The organism is Pontibacter ummariensis, from assembly GCF_900188175.1.
Taxonomy (GTDB): domain Bacteria; phylum Bacteroidota; class Bacteroidia; order Cytophagales; family Hymenobacteraceae; genus Pontibacter; species Pontibacter ummariensis.
Window position 1 is genome coordinate 77,397 of record NZ_FZOQ01000008.1, and the last position, 16,901, is coordinate 94,297.

At 48.5% G+C, this 16,901-nt stretch carries 14 protein-coding genes; 11 read left to right on the plus strand and 3 right to left on the minus strand.

Annotated features, from left to right (window positions below; translation table 11 throughout):
* Nucleotides 1–61: 61 nt before the first annotated feature.
* On the minus strand, nt 62–505 hold the full coding sequence (locus CHB92_RS10390) for a hypothetical protein (protein WP_144266298.1): 444 nt from the start codon (nt 503–505) through the stop codon (nt 62–64).
* Between the two features lie 249 nt (nt 506–754).
* Here CHB92_RS10390 and CHB92_RS10395 point away from each other — a divergent pair, with 249 nt between their 5' ends.
* The 3 genes from CHB92_RS10395 (at nt 755) to CHB92_RS10405 (ending at nt 2,838) form a co-directional block, all read left to right on the plus strand.
* A complete protein-coding gene (locus CHB92_RS10395; protein WP_089319141.1) occupies nt 755–1,315 on the plus strand; it encodes a C40 family peptidase in 561 nt (186 codons plus the stop codon).
* An 89-nt stretch (nt 1,316–1,404) separates the two neighbouring features.
* Nucleotides 1,405–1,779, plus strand: coding sequence for a hypothetical protein (locus tag CHB92_RS10400; RefSeq protein WP_245842457.1), 375 nt, complete (start codon nt 1,405–1,407; stop codon nt 1,777–1,779).
* Between the two features lie 627 nt (nt 1,780–2,406).
* Entirely contained in the window at nt 2,407–2,838 is a 432-nt protein-coding gene (locus tag CHB92_RS10405; protein WP_245842458.1) for a DUF2147 domain-containing protein, read from the plus strand.
* 112 nt (nt 2,839–2,950) lie between these two features.
* On the opposite strand, the gene CHB92_RS10410 is transcribed toward CHB92_RS10405, so the two are convergent.
* Nucleotides 2,951–3,418, minus strand: coding sequence for a hypothetical protein (locus CHB92_RS10410; RefSeq protein WP_089319143.1), 468 nt, complete (start codon nt 3,416–3,418; stop codon nt 2,951–2,953).
* A 185-nt stretch (nt 3,419–3,603) separates the two neighbouring features.
* On the opposite strand from CHB92_RS10410, the gene CHB92_RS10415 reads away from it, so the two are divergent.
* Nucleotides 3,604–4,203: a hypothetical protein gene (locus tag CHB92_RS10415; protein ID WP_106219102.1), complete on the plus strand. Its 600-nt coding sequence runs from the start codon at nt 3,604–3,606 to the stop codon at nt 4,201–4,203.
* A gap of 140 nt (nt 4,204–4,343) precedes the next feature.
* Nucleotides 4,344–6,833, plus strand: coding sequence for a gliding motility-associated C-terminal domain-containing protein (locus CHB92_RS10420; protein ID WP_179223011.1), 2,490 nt, complete (start codon nt 4,344–4,346; stop codon nt 6,831–6,833).
* 197 nt (nt 6,834–7,030) lie between these two features.
* Here CHB92_RS10420 and CHB92_RS10425 read toward each other — a convergent pair whose 3' ends face one another.
* The gene (locus CHB92_RS10425; RefSeq protein ID WP_089319146.1) at nt 7,031–7,657 is read right to left on the minus strand and encodes a cytochrome c oxidase subunit 3; all 627 of its coding nucleotides are present in this window, start codon (nt 7,655–7,657) and stop codon (nt 7,031–7,033) included.
* 562 nt (nt 7,658–8,219) lie between these two features.
* On the opposite strand from CHB92_RS10425, the gene CHB92_RS10430 reads away from it, so the two are divergent.
* From CHB92_RS10430 to CHB92_RS10455, 6 genes are all read left to right on the plus strand, one after another.
* Complete coding sequence (locus tag CHB92_RS10430; RefSeq protein WP_089319147.1) at nt 8,220–8,720, plus strand: DUF4920 domain-containing protein; 501 nt, start codon at nt 8,220–8,222, stop codon at nt 8,718–8,720.
* A gap of 180 nt (nt 8,721–8,900) precedes the next feature.
* A complete protein-coding gene (ligA, locus tag CHB92_RS10435) occupies nt 8,901–10,913 on the plus strand; it encodes an NAD-dependent DNA ligase LigA (RefSeq protein ID WP_089319148.1) in 2,013 nt (670 codons plus the stop codon).
* Between the two features lie 308 nt (nt 10,914–11,221).
* Nucleotides 11,222–12,295 carry a sensor histidine kinase gene (locus CHB92_RS10440; RefSeq protein ID WP_245842460.1) on the plus strand — a complete coding sequence of 358 codons (1,074 nt, stop codon included), beginning with the start codon at nt 11,222–11,224 and terminating at the stop codon, nt 12,293–12,295.
* Nucleotides 12,296–12,299: 4 nt separating this feature from the next.
* Nucleotides 12,300–13,037 (plus strand): LytR/AlgR family response regulator transcription factor, encoded by a 738-nt coding sequence (locus CHB92_RS10445; RefSeq protein ID WP_089319149.1) that lies wholly within the window; start codon nt 12,300–12,302, stop codon nt 13,035–13,037.
* 89 nt (nt 13,038–13,126) lie between these two features.
* Entirely contained in the window at nt 13,127–13,996 is an 870-nt protein-coding gene (gene dapA / locus CHB92_RS10450; RefSeq protein ID WP_089319150.1) for a 4-hydroxy-tetrahydrodipicolinate synthase, read from the plus strand.
* A 130-nt stretch (nt 13,997–14,126) separates the two neighbouring features.
* Complete coding sequence (locus CHB92_RS10455; RefSeq protein WP_089319151.1) at nt 14,127–16,625, plus strand: zinc-dependent metalloprotease; 2,499 nt, start codon at nt 14,127–14,129, stop codon at nt 16,623–16,625.
* The last annotated feature ends 276 nt before the right edge of the window (nt 16,626–16,901 follow it).

Consider the following 16,901-nt stretch of genomic DNA (forward strand, 5'->3'; position numbering starts at 1 on the left):
TACTACAACAAAAACCATGCTTTTCCAAAACCCACCGGCTGGCACGCCCTCATCGAAAGGCTTAGGAAACCGGCTCCAGTACGCTTCTGTTCAACCAGTCACGCGCCTGTACCGGATCGCAGAAAGTGTGGATAATAATAAAGGAGTTATAGCTCCTGAGGCCTGCTTTTCCGGCCTCTTCCAACAGCTCCTGATAGCATTCGGAGGAAAGTACCGTGGCCACAAAATTACCTGCCCCCATGGTCTTCATCATCCTGGAAAAAAAGTTTGCCTGCAGCCAGGCTTCCTGCTCTTCACACAAGGTGCCGATCGCTCTGAAATCAAACAGCCAGTGTTTAACGCGATTCTTTTCGGCATATAAAAGCGCTTTCTCCAGCCCCTCCTGCAACTCCTCTGAGGCAGGTGTATCCCAACAACTCAGGCAAAGCTGTCCCCGCACGCCATCAAACTCCACGGCAAAAGCATTTGATCGGATCACCGGCATCTCTCCCCTCTCTCTATTCACTGTACTATAAAATTTTGCAACAAAACAAGTTAAAAGGCATTCAACCCGTTCTAAAGTTCCGTACCCCTGAATTTTTATTTCTTAAAAGTTTAAGATCAGCTGTATACTTTCTAAAGCCAATAATGAACCTTTCCTTGTTAAGCCATGTTGTAGGGCCTTTGTAGTCATTTTTTGTTTAAGCAGTAACAGGGATACCAAGGACAGTAAAAAAATGCCAGTCTGCTAAGTCAAATTTATAAATACAGGATTATGAAGAAGAAGATTTCAGCACTGTTGTTGCCTTTCGCCCTGCTTATATTCTTCCTCTGGTTTAACCCACGGCAGTTTGCAGCCCCCGCCAAAAGATTGGGTTCCACACCCCATCTCAGCATGGTAAAAAACGACTCCTTAGCCACCATGGGAACAGCCAAAAGCGAGCTTACCAATAAAGGAAAAGAGATCGTGGCCTATGCGATGCGCTTTTTGGGGAGCCCCTACGTTTACGCGGGCATGAGTGCAAAAGGCTTCGACTGCTCCGGTTTTACGGCCTATGTCTTCCGCAATTATAGCATCAAAATTCCCCATTCGTCTGCTCTACAGTCCCAGGAGGGAGTACCGGTAGCCAGAAACGAAGCACAGCCGGGCGATCTGGTAATCTTTACCGGCACGAACCCCAAGATCCGTAAGCCCGGGCATGTGGGCATTGTCATTTCCGCACCGGGAGACACGATACAATTTGTGCACTCCTCTTCGGTAGGTGGGGTTAAGGTGAGTAAAGTAAAAGGCACCCGCTATGACACGCGCTTTCTTGGTGTCAGAAGAGTTCTTTAAGGACCTTCACGCGTTCAGGTAAACCCAGGCTGATTTTCACGTACACAAGACCATGAAAACGGCATATTGCCATCACAAAATAAATGGTCATGGTACATCCTTACATCATAAACACAATAAACGCGTTGGTGCTGATAGTGGCCGGCCTGATTGCTTATTTCTCTAACCCGGCAAGACCCCCGGCAGCCCTGGTGGCTCCCTTCCTGGGTATCCTGCTACTGGCCTGCACGTATCACCTGCGCAAGCACAATCGTTTTGTGTTTAACACCGTAACTGCGGTTACTTTACTGGCGGGCATTTTGGTTATAAGCAGAATAGACTTCGAGGAATTCAGCTTTACGGAACGGAATATTCTGTTGACCGTGATGGGCCTCAGCTGTATAATAGCAGTGGGATTTTTTGTAGGAACTTTCGTGAAGGAGCGCCGATTGGGGAATAACTCTATCTACAAAGATGATTTATAACTCAAAGACAAAAGGGGCATAAAAAAGAACACCAGGTGTAGCCCGTCAAGATACACCTGGTGTCCCCAAAAATCCTTCTTGTCCCAATAAGCGGCTTCCTGTGGTTCAGGTTGCCATCTCAAAGACCGGAAAGGTAATAAAAGCTATCTGCGCAAGCAGTAGCGACTACTGCTTACTAAGCCTGCTCACCTTTAGAGTGAACAAAATTACCTAGGCTTACTAAGACGACCGATGGATTAGACATAGCACCTCCTTTCTCTTTAGTCCAACATAACCCCGCCTTCGACCAGTTATAGTTTAGGTTGTCAGACCAGAGCCGTAGCACTCGCTACTTGATATAGTATAAAGGTAAAAGAATGCCTAAAAGTTCACAAGGATCAGCAGATAATTTTTAGACTTTTTAAAGCCCACCAGTTGGTCCTGTAGCCCTGCAAGGTGCGTCGCAGATACAGTTCCTGCCTATTCAATGTTAACACTTTGTTTACCAACCTACTAAGCCATTATATAAAAGAACATTAATTGCACCAGTTTCCCTTACTTCTTTTGCGAAAACCTTTACCAGGCCAACATTCATAATGAATTAATTTCCTTATTTTACGTTGGATATTAAAACAAACCCTTGAGTTTATGAAAAAACACCTTTTATCTCTCGTAGTGCTCATGCTGTTCGCCACCGGCGCATGGGCTCAGAACCTGTCGCCACTGGGCATCTGGACAAATGAAGAAGGCAAGGCCAGATTCGAGATCTACAAGTGTGGTGACAAACTGTGCGGAAAGATCGTGTCGTTGAAAGAGCCACTCCGCAACGGAAAACCGAAGATGGACGACAACAACCCGGATAAAAAGCTCCGTTCACGGAAACTACAGGGATTGGAATTTATGAAGGGTTTTGCCTATGAGGGCGCCAACAAGTGGGACAATGGCACCATCTATGACCCGGAAAGCGGCAAGACCTATTCCTGCTATATGAAGATGGTGGGCAAAAATAAGATGGAAGTAAAAGGATACATCGGTATCTCGCTTATTGGCAGGGCGCAGAACTGGACCCGTGTCGATTAAAGAAAAGCTAAAAGATAGGTAAAAAGCAAAAGGGTTAGCAAGATAGCTAACCCTTATTAAAACCCTTTACATTCCTATTAACTCCACTTTAAGGAAGAAGGTTGTGCTTTTCTTAAAAAACCTGCAAAATTTTATAAGTCTTATCACGGAACGTGAACTCCTCCCCTGTGGTCTTGCCGGCCATCGCCTTAAAAAGGGGCGACAAGCCTGAAATAGCAAAGTACGACTCACCGTTTAACTTTATCTCGCCCAGGCTTACCCCGATAAAGTAGTTCTGCAGTTCGGTATACACCACTGCCCCCAAAGAAACTTCATTGTTTACCTTCGTAGCGTTTATGCGGCGCAAGAGGCCCTGTGTCGTTATAAGGTCATCCAGTTGTCGCGCATACATATCGCGCTGAATCTGGCAGTTCTCCCGGAAGGACTCAAACTTATCCTCCATAGCCCCCTGATGCTCGTTTGCGCTTTCCTGCGCTTCATTCATGGCGTCTTTTGCGGCTTTTACCTGTGCAGACAAAATTTTGGTGCACTCCTGAAGCAAGCGTTTTTTTGTCTCCAGTTCTTCTGTCAATGTTTCCATATCATATCAGCTTTTGTACCGGCTTATCCGAAGACTGCTGTTAAAAGAAGCAAGTGTACGTACAGTCGGTGAATGTTATCCTAAATAACTTTAATAATTTTTCTTCCAGAAGCCTTCTCCGTCCTGCTGTAAGGCCAGGGCTTAAACTATTTGAAGGGCAATATGTTTATTGGGTAAATTATCAAATGTCGTATAACGATTTTTTCGGCCGATTGTTGGGGCTAAAAAGAGGAGGCCCGACCTGTAACAAGCTGGAACGCAGCAAGAAGTTCAAGCTGGCTTACAAGCAGTGGGTAGCAGCGCAGGTGTATTTAAAATGGACAGGGGCGTTTTTTAAAGCCTACCATTATAAAAAGGCTAATTTGCCTGCAGATTACCGCGTACAGCTTGTACAGGGAGAGCATACAAGAGGCATCATATTTTTTTATGACCCGTCGATTGGGGACCAAAACTTCGAGTTTCTGTTCGACCTGCTAAAAGACAGGGTAGAGGCATTGGGCTACACGCTGCATAGCTGTGATACTTTGGAGATCAGGCACGATCGCTACAGGGAACAAATCGAGAAGCGCCTGCTTACGCCGCCTGCCTCAGATGTAAACGGCACCAGTCTCTGCAACCAACTCTACGGCAACATACTGCTGGATCACATAAAAGTAAACAAGCGCCCGGGCTACATTCGTTTAGCTGCCAATGCCTATGCGGATTCTTTTTTCTCCCGCCCTCTCTCTTTCAACAAGCTGTTGGAGCAGGTATTACAACCAGGCGAACGGCAACAAGAAACTTAAATCAGCATTAACAGGCTGTTCAGCTAAATTTTATGTAGTCTACTCTTTTTTAAATTCCATTCTTTTAGATACATTGTAGTTTAGAACAGCATGTTGTACTAATTGGTTTTTGTATGCCCAAACGTCTACTACTGCTCCTAGTGGCACTATTTCTATCAATAGGTGCACAGGCTACCCATATTGTAGGCGGGGAGTTTGAGATGCAGCACCTGAACGGTTATAACTATAGGCTCACCTTAAATCTCTACTTCGATAACATCAATGGAAACCCTGGGGCTCTGGATCAGTCCATTGTCGTCAGTATTTTTAGCAAGGCCAACAACCAGTTGCTCCGAACGCAGGTCATGTACCTGAAAAACCAGTCTTTTGTCCCCTACACGAACATTGACTGTACCGCAGGTGAGCTGAGCACAAAAAGGCTCGTTTACTATGAGACCCTTTACCTGGACCCGAACATTTACAACGACCCTGCGGGATACTATGTGACCTGGGAACGCTGCTGTCGCAATAATACCATCAATAACATTGTTAGCCCGGAAAGTGCCGCGCAAACCTTTTATATGGAGTTTCCGCCCGTGATTAAAGACGGCAGCTTTTTCCGCAACTCCTCTCCTGTCCTGTTCCCGCCCCTGAGCGATTACGCTTGCGTCAACGAGCTGTTCTACTTTGACTTTAACGGCACGGACCCGGACGGGGACTCCATCGTGTACGACATGGTTACTCCCCTGAACGGCTACACTACCCCCTCGATGCCTGTGTATACGACCTGGCCGCTGCCGGCCCCCTACCCCACTGTTAGATGGCAGCCGGGCTATAATGCCGTAACGCAGGTACAGGGCAATCCTCCGATGTCCATTGACAGGCAAACAGGTCAGCTCACAATGCGCCCGCGCCAGAAAGGGCTCTTTGTGTTTGGTGTGAGGGCACAGGAGTACCGCAATGGCAAGAAGATAGGAGAAGTACGGCGCGACTTTCAGGTACTTGTGCTCGATTGTCCGCGCAATGCATCCCCGCAGGTGCTGGCAGCAGCAGAAGGGCAGAAAGACTTTTACCAAGAAAACGAGGTGCTTCGTATTACCCCAACTGATAGCCGCTGCGTCAACATCTTCTTTACTGACCCTGATTTTAGTGAGTTCGTCTCCCTGCGGGCCAGACCCGTTAACTTCTCCAGCCAGGACTATACGTTTGAAGGAAAGACCAGCGGCAACATTAACCAGGGAAGTGCAACGGACACCTTAACAGCCACCCTTTGTTTTGCTGAATGCTTTGATACAGAGGGCAAAGTGTTTAAGCTTGATCTCATTGTGGAGGATGATGGCTGCAGCCTTCCCCGGCAGGATACGCTTCAGGTGAGCTTTGTGATTGCCCCCATTCAGGATACCCCCCCAGAGATCTCCCTTTCCACGCCAGAGCGCCTGTTCTCTGTGAAAGATGGCGATCAACTTACGTTTGATGTTCTCGGCACGGACCCAGACGAGGATGTGGTGAGCATTAAAGCCGTAGGGCAAAACTTTTCGCTGGACGGTCAAGACATTACGTTTGAAGACCGCAGCGGTACGGGCAGCGTGACATCCCCCTTTACCTGGAACATTAGCTGCGATGCGATGAAGCAGGACTCCTACAAGATAGATTTTATAGTGGAGTCCATAGTTTGTAATGAGCTAAAGAGCCGCAAAGTTACTGTAGAAGTAAAACCAGAAAACAACAACACCCCCCCTGCTATCTCTACAGATCAGACTGCCACCGTGATTGAGTTGGAAGCTGGTCAGCCTTTTGAGGCAAAAGTCTTCGGGAAGGACGTAGACCTGGACTTGCTCATGCTCAGCGCCCAGGGCGAAGGCTTTAACTTGGCAGACTATGGGATGCAGTTTGTAAGCACAGGCAGCAATGGATCGGCACAAGGCACCTTTAGCTGGACCCCTACCTGCGACGCATTCCAGGCGGGGGCACTTAAGGTTAATTTTAACCTGACCGAAGATGTATGTGCTCCCTCTGCAGCACAGCAACTGGCACTGGAGTTCCGGATAAAAGATACCAACACCCCTCCTACGTTAACCTCTGATAAAGAAGTGCTGCGTTTTGACCTTGCTTTGAACGAGCCATTTGAAGCCAAGCTGTTTGGGGAGGACATGGACCTGGATAACCTGATCTTAACAGCGACCGGAGAAGGTTTTAACCTGGCTGATTACGGAATGACTTTTAACAGTACCAACGGGAGTGGAGAGGCTAACGGAACCTTTAACTGGATCGCCTCCTGCTTAGGCACTGAGCAGGAAATGGTACGCGTAAACTTTACCCTTGCCGAGGAGGCCTGCGATCCGTCCCCACAGGAAATAACCATGGAGTTCCGGGTAAAAGCCCCAAGCATAAACGACTTTGTGCCCGCCAACCTCTTTACCCCGAATGGTGATGGACGGAATGACTTTTTCGAAGTGCCTGGACTGCCAACCGAATTCTGCTCTGCTACCTTTACGAGTATCCGTGTGTTTAACAGGTGGGGCAAAGAAGTTTACTCCAGCAATCAAAGCGATTTTAAATGGGATGGTGCTGGAGTGAATGATGGGGTCTACTTCTATGTGATAGACTATAACACGAGTAAGTTTAAAGGCTCAGTCACCATCGTGCGCTAATCATGCGGCGCCCCACACCCCCTTGCGCATTTTAGTCCAGTTAACAACAACTCCTCTCTGAAAGAAGGGCGTTAGAACCGCATCAAAGACCGCTCTGTCGGAGAGGAACACATAATTGCAAGAGGAAGCTCTCTCCTGGTGGACATACGCACTAAGTGAAGATTGGGCTAGGCAACCCTTACAGTAAGCTTGGCCCCTTAGGCAATAAAAAGGAAGACCAGGTAGAGGCCTAACCAGAGGAAGTCCATAAAGTGCCAGTAGCTATTGAGCATCGAAAGCTGCATGTTCCGGAAAGGATCACGAATAAAGATCAAACTGCGGACACCGTCTGAGGCGACATAAATGGTCTTGAAAAGCATGAAAGACAGAAAGATAATACCGCCCAGCAGATGTAGAATATGAAGGGCAGAGATCAGGTACAGATAGGTGCCAGAGGCTTTCCCGGAGAAGTAAACGCCAGCCCTGGACATCTCGTTCCAGCCAATTAATTGCGCTACGATAAAGAGTATGCCTAAAGACAAGGTAAGTGCCAGGTAGCGTGACATCTTCTTCAGCTTCTCCTTTCTGTACATGCTGGGCACCTTAGAAATGGTAAAGCTACTGAATAGAAGAAGGATTGCACTGACGCTAAAGAACTTAGGCAACTCAAACTGCTCTCCGGGGAATCCGCCCGTGCGGGCAAAAGCAACTGTCAGGATAAAGAAAAGAACGCCTATCCCCATCATGCTGATATACAGCAGCATCCGGATAGGGTGCATTTTCTCTATTCTTCTGAAGCCCGAGCGTTGCGCCGAGTCTATTTGTTTCTTTCTATCTGAATCCATCCTCTACTCCTATTTCCATCGAATAAAAACCTTAGCTCAGAAATGTCTTTGGTTCACATTTTAAGTATCATGTTATACTACAATTATACCTTTTTAAGCGCCTTATAGTTTTGGAATTATTTAGATTAATTTACTACTCCTGCACATAGCTGCCGTAACAGTTAACTTCCTGATTTGTTGCGCTCACCAGTAAAACCGGCATTCTCTCGCACAAGCTTTCTCCCTCCTCTACGCTCTCCGCACAGCCCTACGCTTCATGTCAGAATCTTCATGCACTGTGATACCATACTGGCGTTTAGCACCATTCCCAAGCAGCCTCCATTACACCCTGGCCCCAGTACCCTCCCTATACTGGTCTTGGCTCTAATGGCTCAGTTAAACGTCCATTTTATAGCTACTTATAACTCTTTACCGGTTTTATACCGGAAAGCTTACGAGTAACTTCATAACAAAGGATGAGCAAGATTTATTGCAACAGGCAACAGCGTTTTTAGGCCTCCGACAGCTTTGCCTAATGCCCGATACTTCTTACATTTACCTATACTACTAGCCCGATACCACCATGAAAAAAGTATTTCTTCTCATAGGCTTAGCTGCGGTTGCTTCTGCTTGCAACAGACCAGACACAACCACCAGTACGACAGAAACAACAAACCCTCCAACAGCTGAACCAACACAGGCTTTTGGCGCTGCTTTTAGTGAAGCACCTGTCGTACCTGCTGCCCGATTACAGGAAATGGCCGCAGGGAAGGATTCTGTACAGGCGACTGTGGAAGGTGAGATCATAGCGAGTTGCCAGGCCAAAGGGTGCTGGATGGACGTGAAGCTAGCCGAAAATAGTATCATGAAGGTTACCTTCCGCGACTACGGCTTCTTTATGCCCGTAGAAGACCTCAAAGGGCGCAAGGTTGTGTTTACCGGTATAGCAAAACGGGAAGTGATTTCAGTGGATGACCAGCGCCACTATGCAAAAGATGCGGGTAAGTCAGAAACAGAGATCGCCTCCATCACCTCGCCGAAAGAGGAACTCCGATTTGTAGCTGATGGCGTCATTCTAAAGTAGACCGGGAAGCAGCGCCCTCCGCAACAAACACCGGCCTGTAAGTAGGAAGCTTTCCTGGTCATAGCCAGTGGTAGAAAGGGGCCGTGCATCTTATAGCCGTCCCTTTCGTTTTCACTAAATATCCAAGGCTTGTTTTAAAAATCTCTTTTCTATTTTTACGGGAGTATAACGCAACGTAAGATGGCAACAGAGAAAGACCCAGCTCAGGAGATACAGCAACTCACCGAACGCATTAATTATCTAAACTACCAGTATTACCAGAACAGCAGATCAGAAGTGCCGGACTTTGAGTTTGACATGATGCTGAAACGCCTGCAGGAACTGGAAGAACAGCACCCTGACCTGCGCCAGTCTAACTCTCCTACCCTGCGCGTGGGAGGCACCATCACCAAGAACTTTAAGACTGTATACCATACCTGGCCGATGCTGTCGCTGGGCAACACCTACTCTGAAGAAGAGCTACGGGAGTTTGACAAGCGGGTAACCAAGGCCATTGGTGAAAACGTGGAGTACGTGTGTGAGCAGAAGTTTGACGGGGTAGCCATTAGCCTGACCTACGAGAAGGGCAAGTTCACTCAAGGCGCCACCCGGGGCGACGGCACCCGGGGTGATGACATTACCGCGAACGTACGCACCATCCATGATGTGCCTTTGCAGGTGCATGGGGAGGACTACCCCGAACTGTTTGAGGTGCGCGGGGAGGTGTTTATGCCCTTACCCGTGTTTGAGCAACTAAACAACGAGCGTGAAGAAGCCGGAGAACAACTTTTAGCCAACCCGCGCAATGCGGCCTCTGGCACTTTAAAGCAACAGGACTCTGCTGTGGTCGCTAGCCGCAAGCTGGGTTGCTTCTCTTATAGCTTCCACTGCGCGAACAGCCCCTTTGATACGCACTCAGAAAGCCTGCAGGCCATTCAGAAATGGGGGTTTGAGGTGTCGGATACCTGGCGCAAGTGTAGCAGCATCGAAGAAGTGCTGGCCTATATTAACGAATGGGAAACCAGGCGCTTTGAACTTCCGATCGCCACTGACGGGGTCGTGGTAAAGGTAAACAGCTATGCGCTGCAGGAAGAACTGGGCTTTACCTCTAAAAGTCCGCGCTGGGCGATTGCCTACAAATACGCGGCGATGAGTGCCTCCACGGTGCTGCAGGGCATACAGTACCAGGTAGGCCGCACCGGCGCCGTGACGCCTGTGGCCTTGCTAGAGCCTGTGCAGCTGGCGGGCACTGTGGTAAAAAGAGCCTCTGTGCATAATGCCAACGAAATACAGCGCCTGGACCTGCGCCTGGGTGACACAGTTTTCGTGGAGAAAGGCGGAGAGATCATTCCGAAGATAACAGGGGTGGACCTGGAGAAACGACCGGCGGACAGCCAGGCCATCGCCTATCCTACCCAGTGCCCCGCATGTAGCACAGATCTTGTACGCTCTGAAGGCGAAGCCAACTTCTACTGCCCTAATGAGAAGGGCTGCCCTCCCCAGATCAAGTCCAAGCTAGAGCACTTCATCTCCCGAAAGGCGATGAACATCGACGGCCTGGGCCCGGAAACCATCGAGCAACTCTACACAACGGGCCTGGTGCAGAATGCAGCCGACCTTTACGACCTTACCTTCGAGCAATTGGTTGGCCTGGAGCGCATGGGCGAAAAATCGGCCAACAACATCCTGAAGAGCCTGGAGAAGTCCAAAGAAACGCCTTACGACCGGGTGCTGTTTGCCCTCGGGATTCGCTTCGTGGGCAGCACTGTGGCAAAAAAACTGGCAGAGCAACTCCCTGACCTCGAGGCCTTGCGTGGCGCTACCTACGAAGAACTCATTGCTATCAATGAAATTGGGGGACGGATTGCCAACTCTGTTTTGGAGTATTTCCAGGACTCCGACCATGTGCAATTAGTGGAAAGGCTAAAAGCAGCCGGGTTGAAGTTGAAAGCAGAGCATACTGCCCCAGCAGTGGAAAGCGACACCCTCGCGGGAAGTACCTTTGTTATCTCCGGCGTTTTTGAAAGCGTAAGCCGGGATGAGCTACAGCAACTAATCACCAGCCATGGCGGTAAGGTGGTCAGCTCTATCTCAGCAAAACTCTCTTACCTGGTAGCTGGGGATAAAATGGGCCCGGCCAAGCTTGAAAAGGCCAATAAGCTGGGAATAAAAATCCTGTCCGAAAACGACTTTTTGCAGATGATTTCAAAATAAGAAGACTTAGTCTATCGAAAGCATGATCTCCTGACAGGACATAGACCACCTCAGGACCTATATCCTGGAACAATAGGAGCACCTCTACAAAGAAGGTGCCCCTGCTTTTCTAAGCACCTCGCTATACGCCATTCCCTTTTTCAGTGCCTAAAATGTTAATCCTCATAAACAAAGGCTTCATCGCTACTAAATAGCCATTTGTCTATACATCGGCTGCTGTCTGTTATAAAGTAGCTTACATTGCTTATCTTTAAATGACATTGGCCTGCCTGATCAGGAGGTTTTCCTGTGTAAGGCTAAATTTATGAATGAAAGTACTTGCTGCTGCCCCTCATATGAATATCACACTACCGGAGGTAACTCTTAGGAAACGCTATCAGATAGCCCTCCATGCCGCTGGCTGGCTTATCTTTATTTCCTGGGTGTTTTACTTTGTGTACGCCAACCGTACGCTTACCTTCGGAAAGGGCCTGGACATACTCGTAGGCTTTCTTTTCCATTTACTCATCTTTTACTTTAACTGGTACGTCCTGATTCCCCAGTACCTGGCGCGTAACCGCATCCTACTGTACATAGCCGCCGTGTTGGCCACCCTCCTAGCCGTGGCCATCATACAGGCGCCCCTGGACTATTACGTCTTTAGAGAGTATAACCCAGGGCTGGAGGCTCTGTTTATGCCTGAGCGGCTACTGCAGTACGCGATGGGAGGCCTGGTGACGGTCTTTATCAGTTCAGCCTTGAAAGTGACCGGTAACTTTATCCGGAACGAGCGGCGAAACAAAGAGTTGGAGACCCAGAAGTTAATGGCGGAACTTGCCTACCTGAAATCGCAGGTAAACCCGCACTTTCTGTTCAACACACTAAACAACATTTACTCCCTGGCTTACAAGCAGCACCCGGAAACGCCCGATGCCATCATGAAGCTGTCACTGCTGATGCGCTACATGCTGTATGAAAGCAACGACACCCTGGTGAGCCTGGAGAAAGAAGTAGAGCACATCAAAAACTTTATTGACCTACAGCGCCTGCGCCTGCGTGAGGGAACCAGCATCAAGTTTAACATAGAGGGTGACCTATCGAACAAGCGAATCGCACCGATGTTGCTGATGACCTTGGTGGAAAACGCCTTCAAACACGGGTTGGTCAGTAAGAACGAGATCGGAATCATTATGAACCTGGACGTGCAGGACAATTCACTCACTTTTAACACCATCAACAACACCAGTTCCCATAAGAAACGGGAGTACGGCGGCATTGGGCTGGAAAACCTAAAACGCCGCCTGAAACTGTTGTACCCGAACGGGCATATCCTTAAGTTTCAGGAGAAAGAGGGGACTTTTTACGCTACCTTAAAACTATACTTCAGACCTAATCAAAAATAAAACGATGACAATACGCTGCCTTGCCGTTGACGATGAGCCACTCGCACTGGACATCATCGAAAGCTATATAAGCAAACTTCCCTTTTTGCAGTTAGTCAAAACCTGCTCTAGCGCCACAGAAGCTATGCAGGTGCTGCAGGAAGAACAGGTAGACCTGATGTTCCTGGATATTGAGATGCCGGAGTTAACAGGCATTCAGTTCCTGAACATCCTGAAGCACCAGCCTCTTATTATTTTTACAACGGCTTACCCCGATTATGCCCTGGAAGGCTTCAATCAGGATGCTGTTGACTATCTGCTTAAGCCCATCCCCTTCGACCGCTTTCTGAAAGCAGTCACAAAGGCGCAGGAAAGGCTGCAACGCAACGGCAAAGCCACCGAGGCCGCTCCTGCCTTACCTCCTACTCCCGCCGCGCCTGAGCATGACTTCATGTTCGTGAAGGCCGACTACAAAACCATACGGGTGGACTTTAAGGACATTCTCTGGATTGAGGGCTTAAAAGATTACATCATCATCCAGACAAAAGACCAGAAAATCATCACATTGCTGTCGATGAACAAGATGATGGAAAAGCTGCCCGAGTCTAAGTTCCTGCGCGTACACCGCTCCTTTATTGTATCGTTACAAAAGATAGACAGCATCGAGAAAAGCCGCATACGTATTGGTTCTAAAGAAATCCCGATTGGGGAGGTCTATAAAGAGCAGTTCCTGAAGTGGGTAGAGGAAAACAACATTCAATAGAAAAAAAATGCCGTAAACACCTATAAAGCCCCAAGCATTTGCAGAAGCCGAATCATAATTCGAAATTCGCGGTTCATAACACTGAGTAGATGATTAGAGAAAAACTAAGAGGGACAGGCGTTGCGTTGGTTACGCCTTTTACGAAAGAGTTGGCTGTAGACTATGACGCACTGCGCAAACTACTGGACTTTGTGCTGGACGGTGGCGTGGAATACCTGGTGGTGAACGGAACAACGGCGGAATCGGCAACTACAACGGAAGCGGAAAAAGCAGAAATACTACGTTTTGTTAAACACCACGTTGGCAATCGCATACCAATTGTTTACGGACTTGGAGGAAACAACACCCAGCAAGTGCTTCAGACACTGACCGGGACGGATCTAAAGGGAGTAAGCGCCATCCTGTCTGTTAGCCCTTATTATAGTAAGCCTTCCCAGCAGGGTATTTATCAGCATTACCTGCAAATAGCAGATGCCTCTCCTGTGCCTGTCATTCTTTACAACGTTCCGGGCCGAACCGGCAGCAATGTTACAGCAGACACAACCTTAAAGTTAGCCACTCATGATAACATTATCGGCATTAAGGAAGCTTCCGGTAACCTGGAGCAGTGCATGGCGATCATGAAACACAAACCAGAAGGGTTTTTGCTCATCAGTGGAGACGACATGCTTACGGTGCCTATGATCTCTTTCGGGGCAGATGGCGTTATATCTGTGCTGGCCAACGCTTTCCCCGGTAAGTTCAGCAACATGGTGCGCCTGGCTTTGGAGAGCAAGTTTAAGGAGGCCTCTGATGCTTTGCTCAGCTTTGTTGACATCAACCCGCTGCTGTACCAGGAAGGCAATCCGGTAGGCGTAAAAGTAGTACTGGAGCGCTTTGGGGTGTGTGCAGCCAGCGTACGGCTTCCTTTAGTAGAAGCTTCTTCCGGGTTAAGAGACAACCTGCACAAGCTTCTTTAGAGAAAATTTATATATAACGATAAAAAAAGAAAGGCCGGTTAAACCCCGGCCTTTCTTTTTTGTCCTATGTTCCGGTTCCCTGAATCAATCTTATAAAACACTAATCTTTATTACCCTAACCTTTTATTACATGAGTAAAAAATTACGCTATGCCCCGCTGGTAGCGCTCTTGCTTGCAGGTGCTACCATGGCACCCGCTCCGGCACTGGCTCAAAAGAGTAAAAAGAAGAAAAAAGCCAAGCAGGAAACTACTGCCCAAGCCCCTTCTAAGAAAGATGATGGCAAGCCCAAGCCATACAACGAGGTCATTACAGCCAAGGCCCTTAGCGATGAAGGCCTTTTTAAAGTGCACCAAATCGACGAGAAGTACTACTACGAGATTCCGGACACACTGCTAAACAGGGACATGCTGCTTGTGAGCCGTATTGCCAAAACAGCCAGCAACATAGGCTACGGCGGCGAAGAGTTAAACACACAGATGCTACGCTGGGAGAAAGTAGGTAACCGAGTGCTGCTGCGTGTGATATCCTATGAAAACGTGGCCGCAGACACGCTGGAAATCTATAATTCTGTTCAGAATTCAAACTTAGCCCCGGTTATTCAGGCTTTTGATATCAAAGCTTTTGGTACCGGCACCCAAGTAGTGGAGGTAACAGACCTCTTTACAAAGGATATTCCTTCTTTAGGGCTTGACAAGAGAAGAAGAGAGCAGTATAAAGTGAAGCGCCTGGATGACAAGCGGACCTTTATAGAGAGTGTTAAGAGCTTTCCGCTGAACATAGAGGCCCGCTCCCTGATGACCTATGAAGCCACTGATGCCCCTGCTAACTCCAGTACAGGGACGATTACTTTGGAACTGAACCACTCTATGCTTCTTCTGCCAGAAAAACCAATGGCGGCACGCCGCTTCGATCAGCGAGTGGGCTTTTTCACCATTAACCAGACCGATTACGGCACAGACGAGCAGCGCGCGGCAAAGCGTCGCTATATCGTGCGCTGGAGACTGGAGCCTAAAGACGAAGCGGCCTATGCACGTGGTGAACTCGTAGAGCCTAAAAAGCCTATCGTTTACTACATCGACCCAGCTACGCCCATGAAATGGCGTCCTTACCTAAAGCAAGGCGTGGAGGACTGGAACAAAGCCTTTGAAGCAGCTGGCTTTAAAAATGCCATCATTGCCAAAGACCCTCCTTCTGTTGAGGAGGATCCCGAGTTCAGCACCGAAGATGCCCGCTACTCGGTAATCCGCTACTTTTCGTCCGAAACGCAGAACGCTTACGGCCCTAACGTGCACGACCCTCGCTCCGGTGAAATTCTGGAAAGCCACATCGGCTGGTACCACAACGTAATGAACCTGCTCCGTAACTGGTATTTCATCCAGACGGCTGCGGTAAACCCGGATGCCCGTGGCGTACAGTTAAAAGATGAGGTGATGGGTGAGTTAATTCGCTTCGTATCCTCCCACGAAGTGGGCCACACCTTAGGCTTGCCTCATAACATGGGCTCCAGCGCAGCTTATCCGGTAGAAAAGCTGCGTGACCCAGCGTTTACCAAAAAGATGGGCACGGCTCCTTCTATCATGGATTATGCCCGTTTCAACTATGTAGCCCAGCCAGAGGACAAAGGGGTAGCGTTGATGCCAGGGATCGGAATTTACGACAAGCACGCTGTGAAATGGGGCTATACTTATTTCCCGGAAGTGAACGGGGAGGATAACGTAGAAAAGCTCTCCAGTTGGATACGTGCGCATGAAAATGACCCGATGTACCGCTTCGGCCGTCAGCAGGGTAACCCAATAGACCCATCTTCGCAGACAGAGGATTTAGGTGATGACGCCATGAAAGCCAGCAGCTACGGCATTACGAACCTGAAGCGCATCATGCCGCACCTGATCGAGTGGACCAAAGAGGACAACAAGGACTATGGAGACCTGGAGGAGATCTATGGCCAGGTACTAGGTCAATGGAACCGCTACATGGGACATGTTACAGCTAACATCGGCGGCGTGTACGAAAACTACAAAACGTACGACCAGCAGGGTGACGTATACGCTTTTGTACCGAAGGAAAAACAGCAAATAGCCTTAAAATTCCTGAACGAACAGGGCTTTGCCACCCCTACTTGGATGCTGGATGAAAACATCCTCCGCAAGATTGAAGCTGCGGGTTCCGTGGAACGTGTCCGCCAGGCACAGGTGAATGTTCTGAACAACGTATTGGATGCAGGTCGGATGGCCCGCTTAATAGAAGCACAGGCAGCCCTGGGTGATAAAACCTATACGCTCACAGAAATGATGGCGGATTTGCGCGGTGGTATCTGGTCAGAAATTGCCGCCGGCAAAACGGTTGATGTTTACCGACGAAACCTGCAAAGAGGTTACCTGGAGCGCATGGCGTTCCTCATGGCAGACCAAGAGCAGGACAACAACAGCAACGCGAGCCGTTATCGTGGCAGAGGCACTTCTGTGGATGTAGCACAATCAGATATTCGCCCGGTAGTGCGCGGAGAGCTGCTAGCCCTGCAAAGCCAAATCAAGGCCTCACTTCCTAAGACAAAGGATACCCTTACTAAGTATCACTTGCAAGATGCACTTGTGAGGATTGATAACATTCTGAATCCGAAAGGTTAGTTTGTCATTAAGCAAGTACCATAAAAACAACTTGGTATACAGAACATAAAAACTAACCACTAAAAAAACCTCTGATACTTTTGTATGGGAGGTTTTTTGCTTCTATAGCTGCATGTTCACTGTTGCAGTTCTTCGTAAAGGTCCTACGTGCTGTTCTAGAGTTGAATTATGGATCTGGAACTTATGCTACCATTCTCTCTAGTATTAGCACTTGGCAGTCGCGGTAGAGAGGTTAAGACTATTGTAGAATTCTACAAGTGGAGCTATGGACTTCGA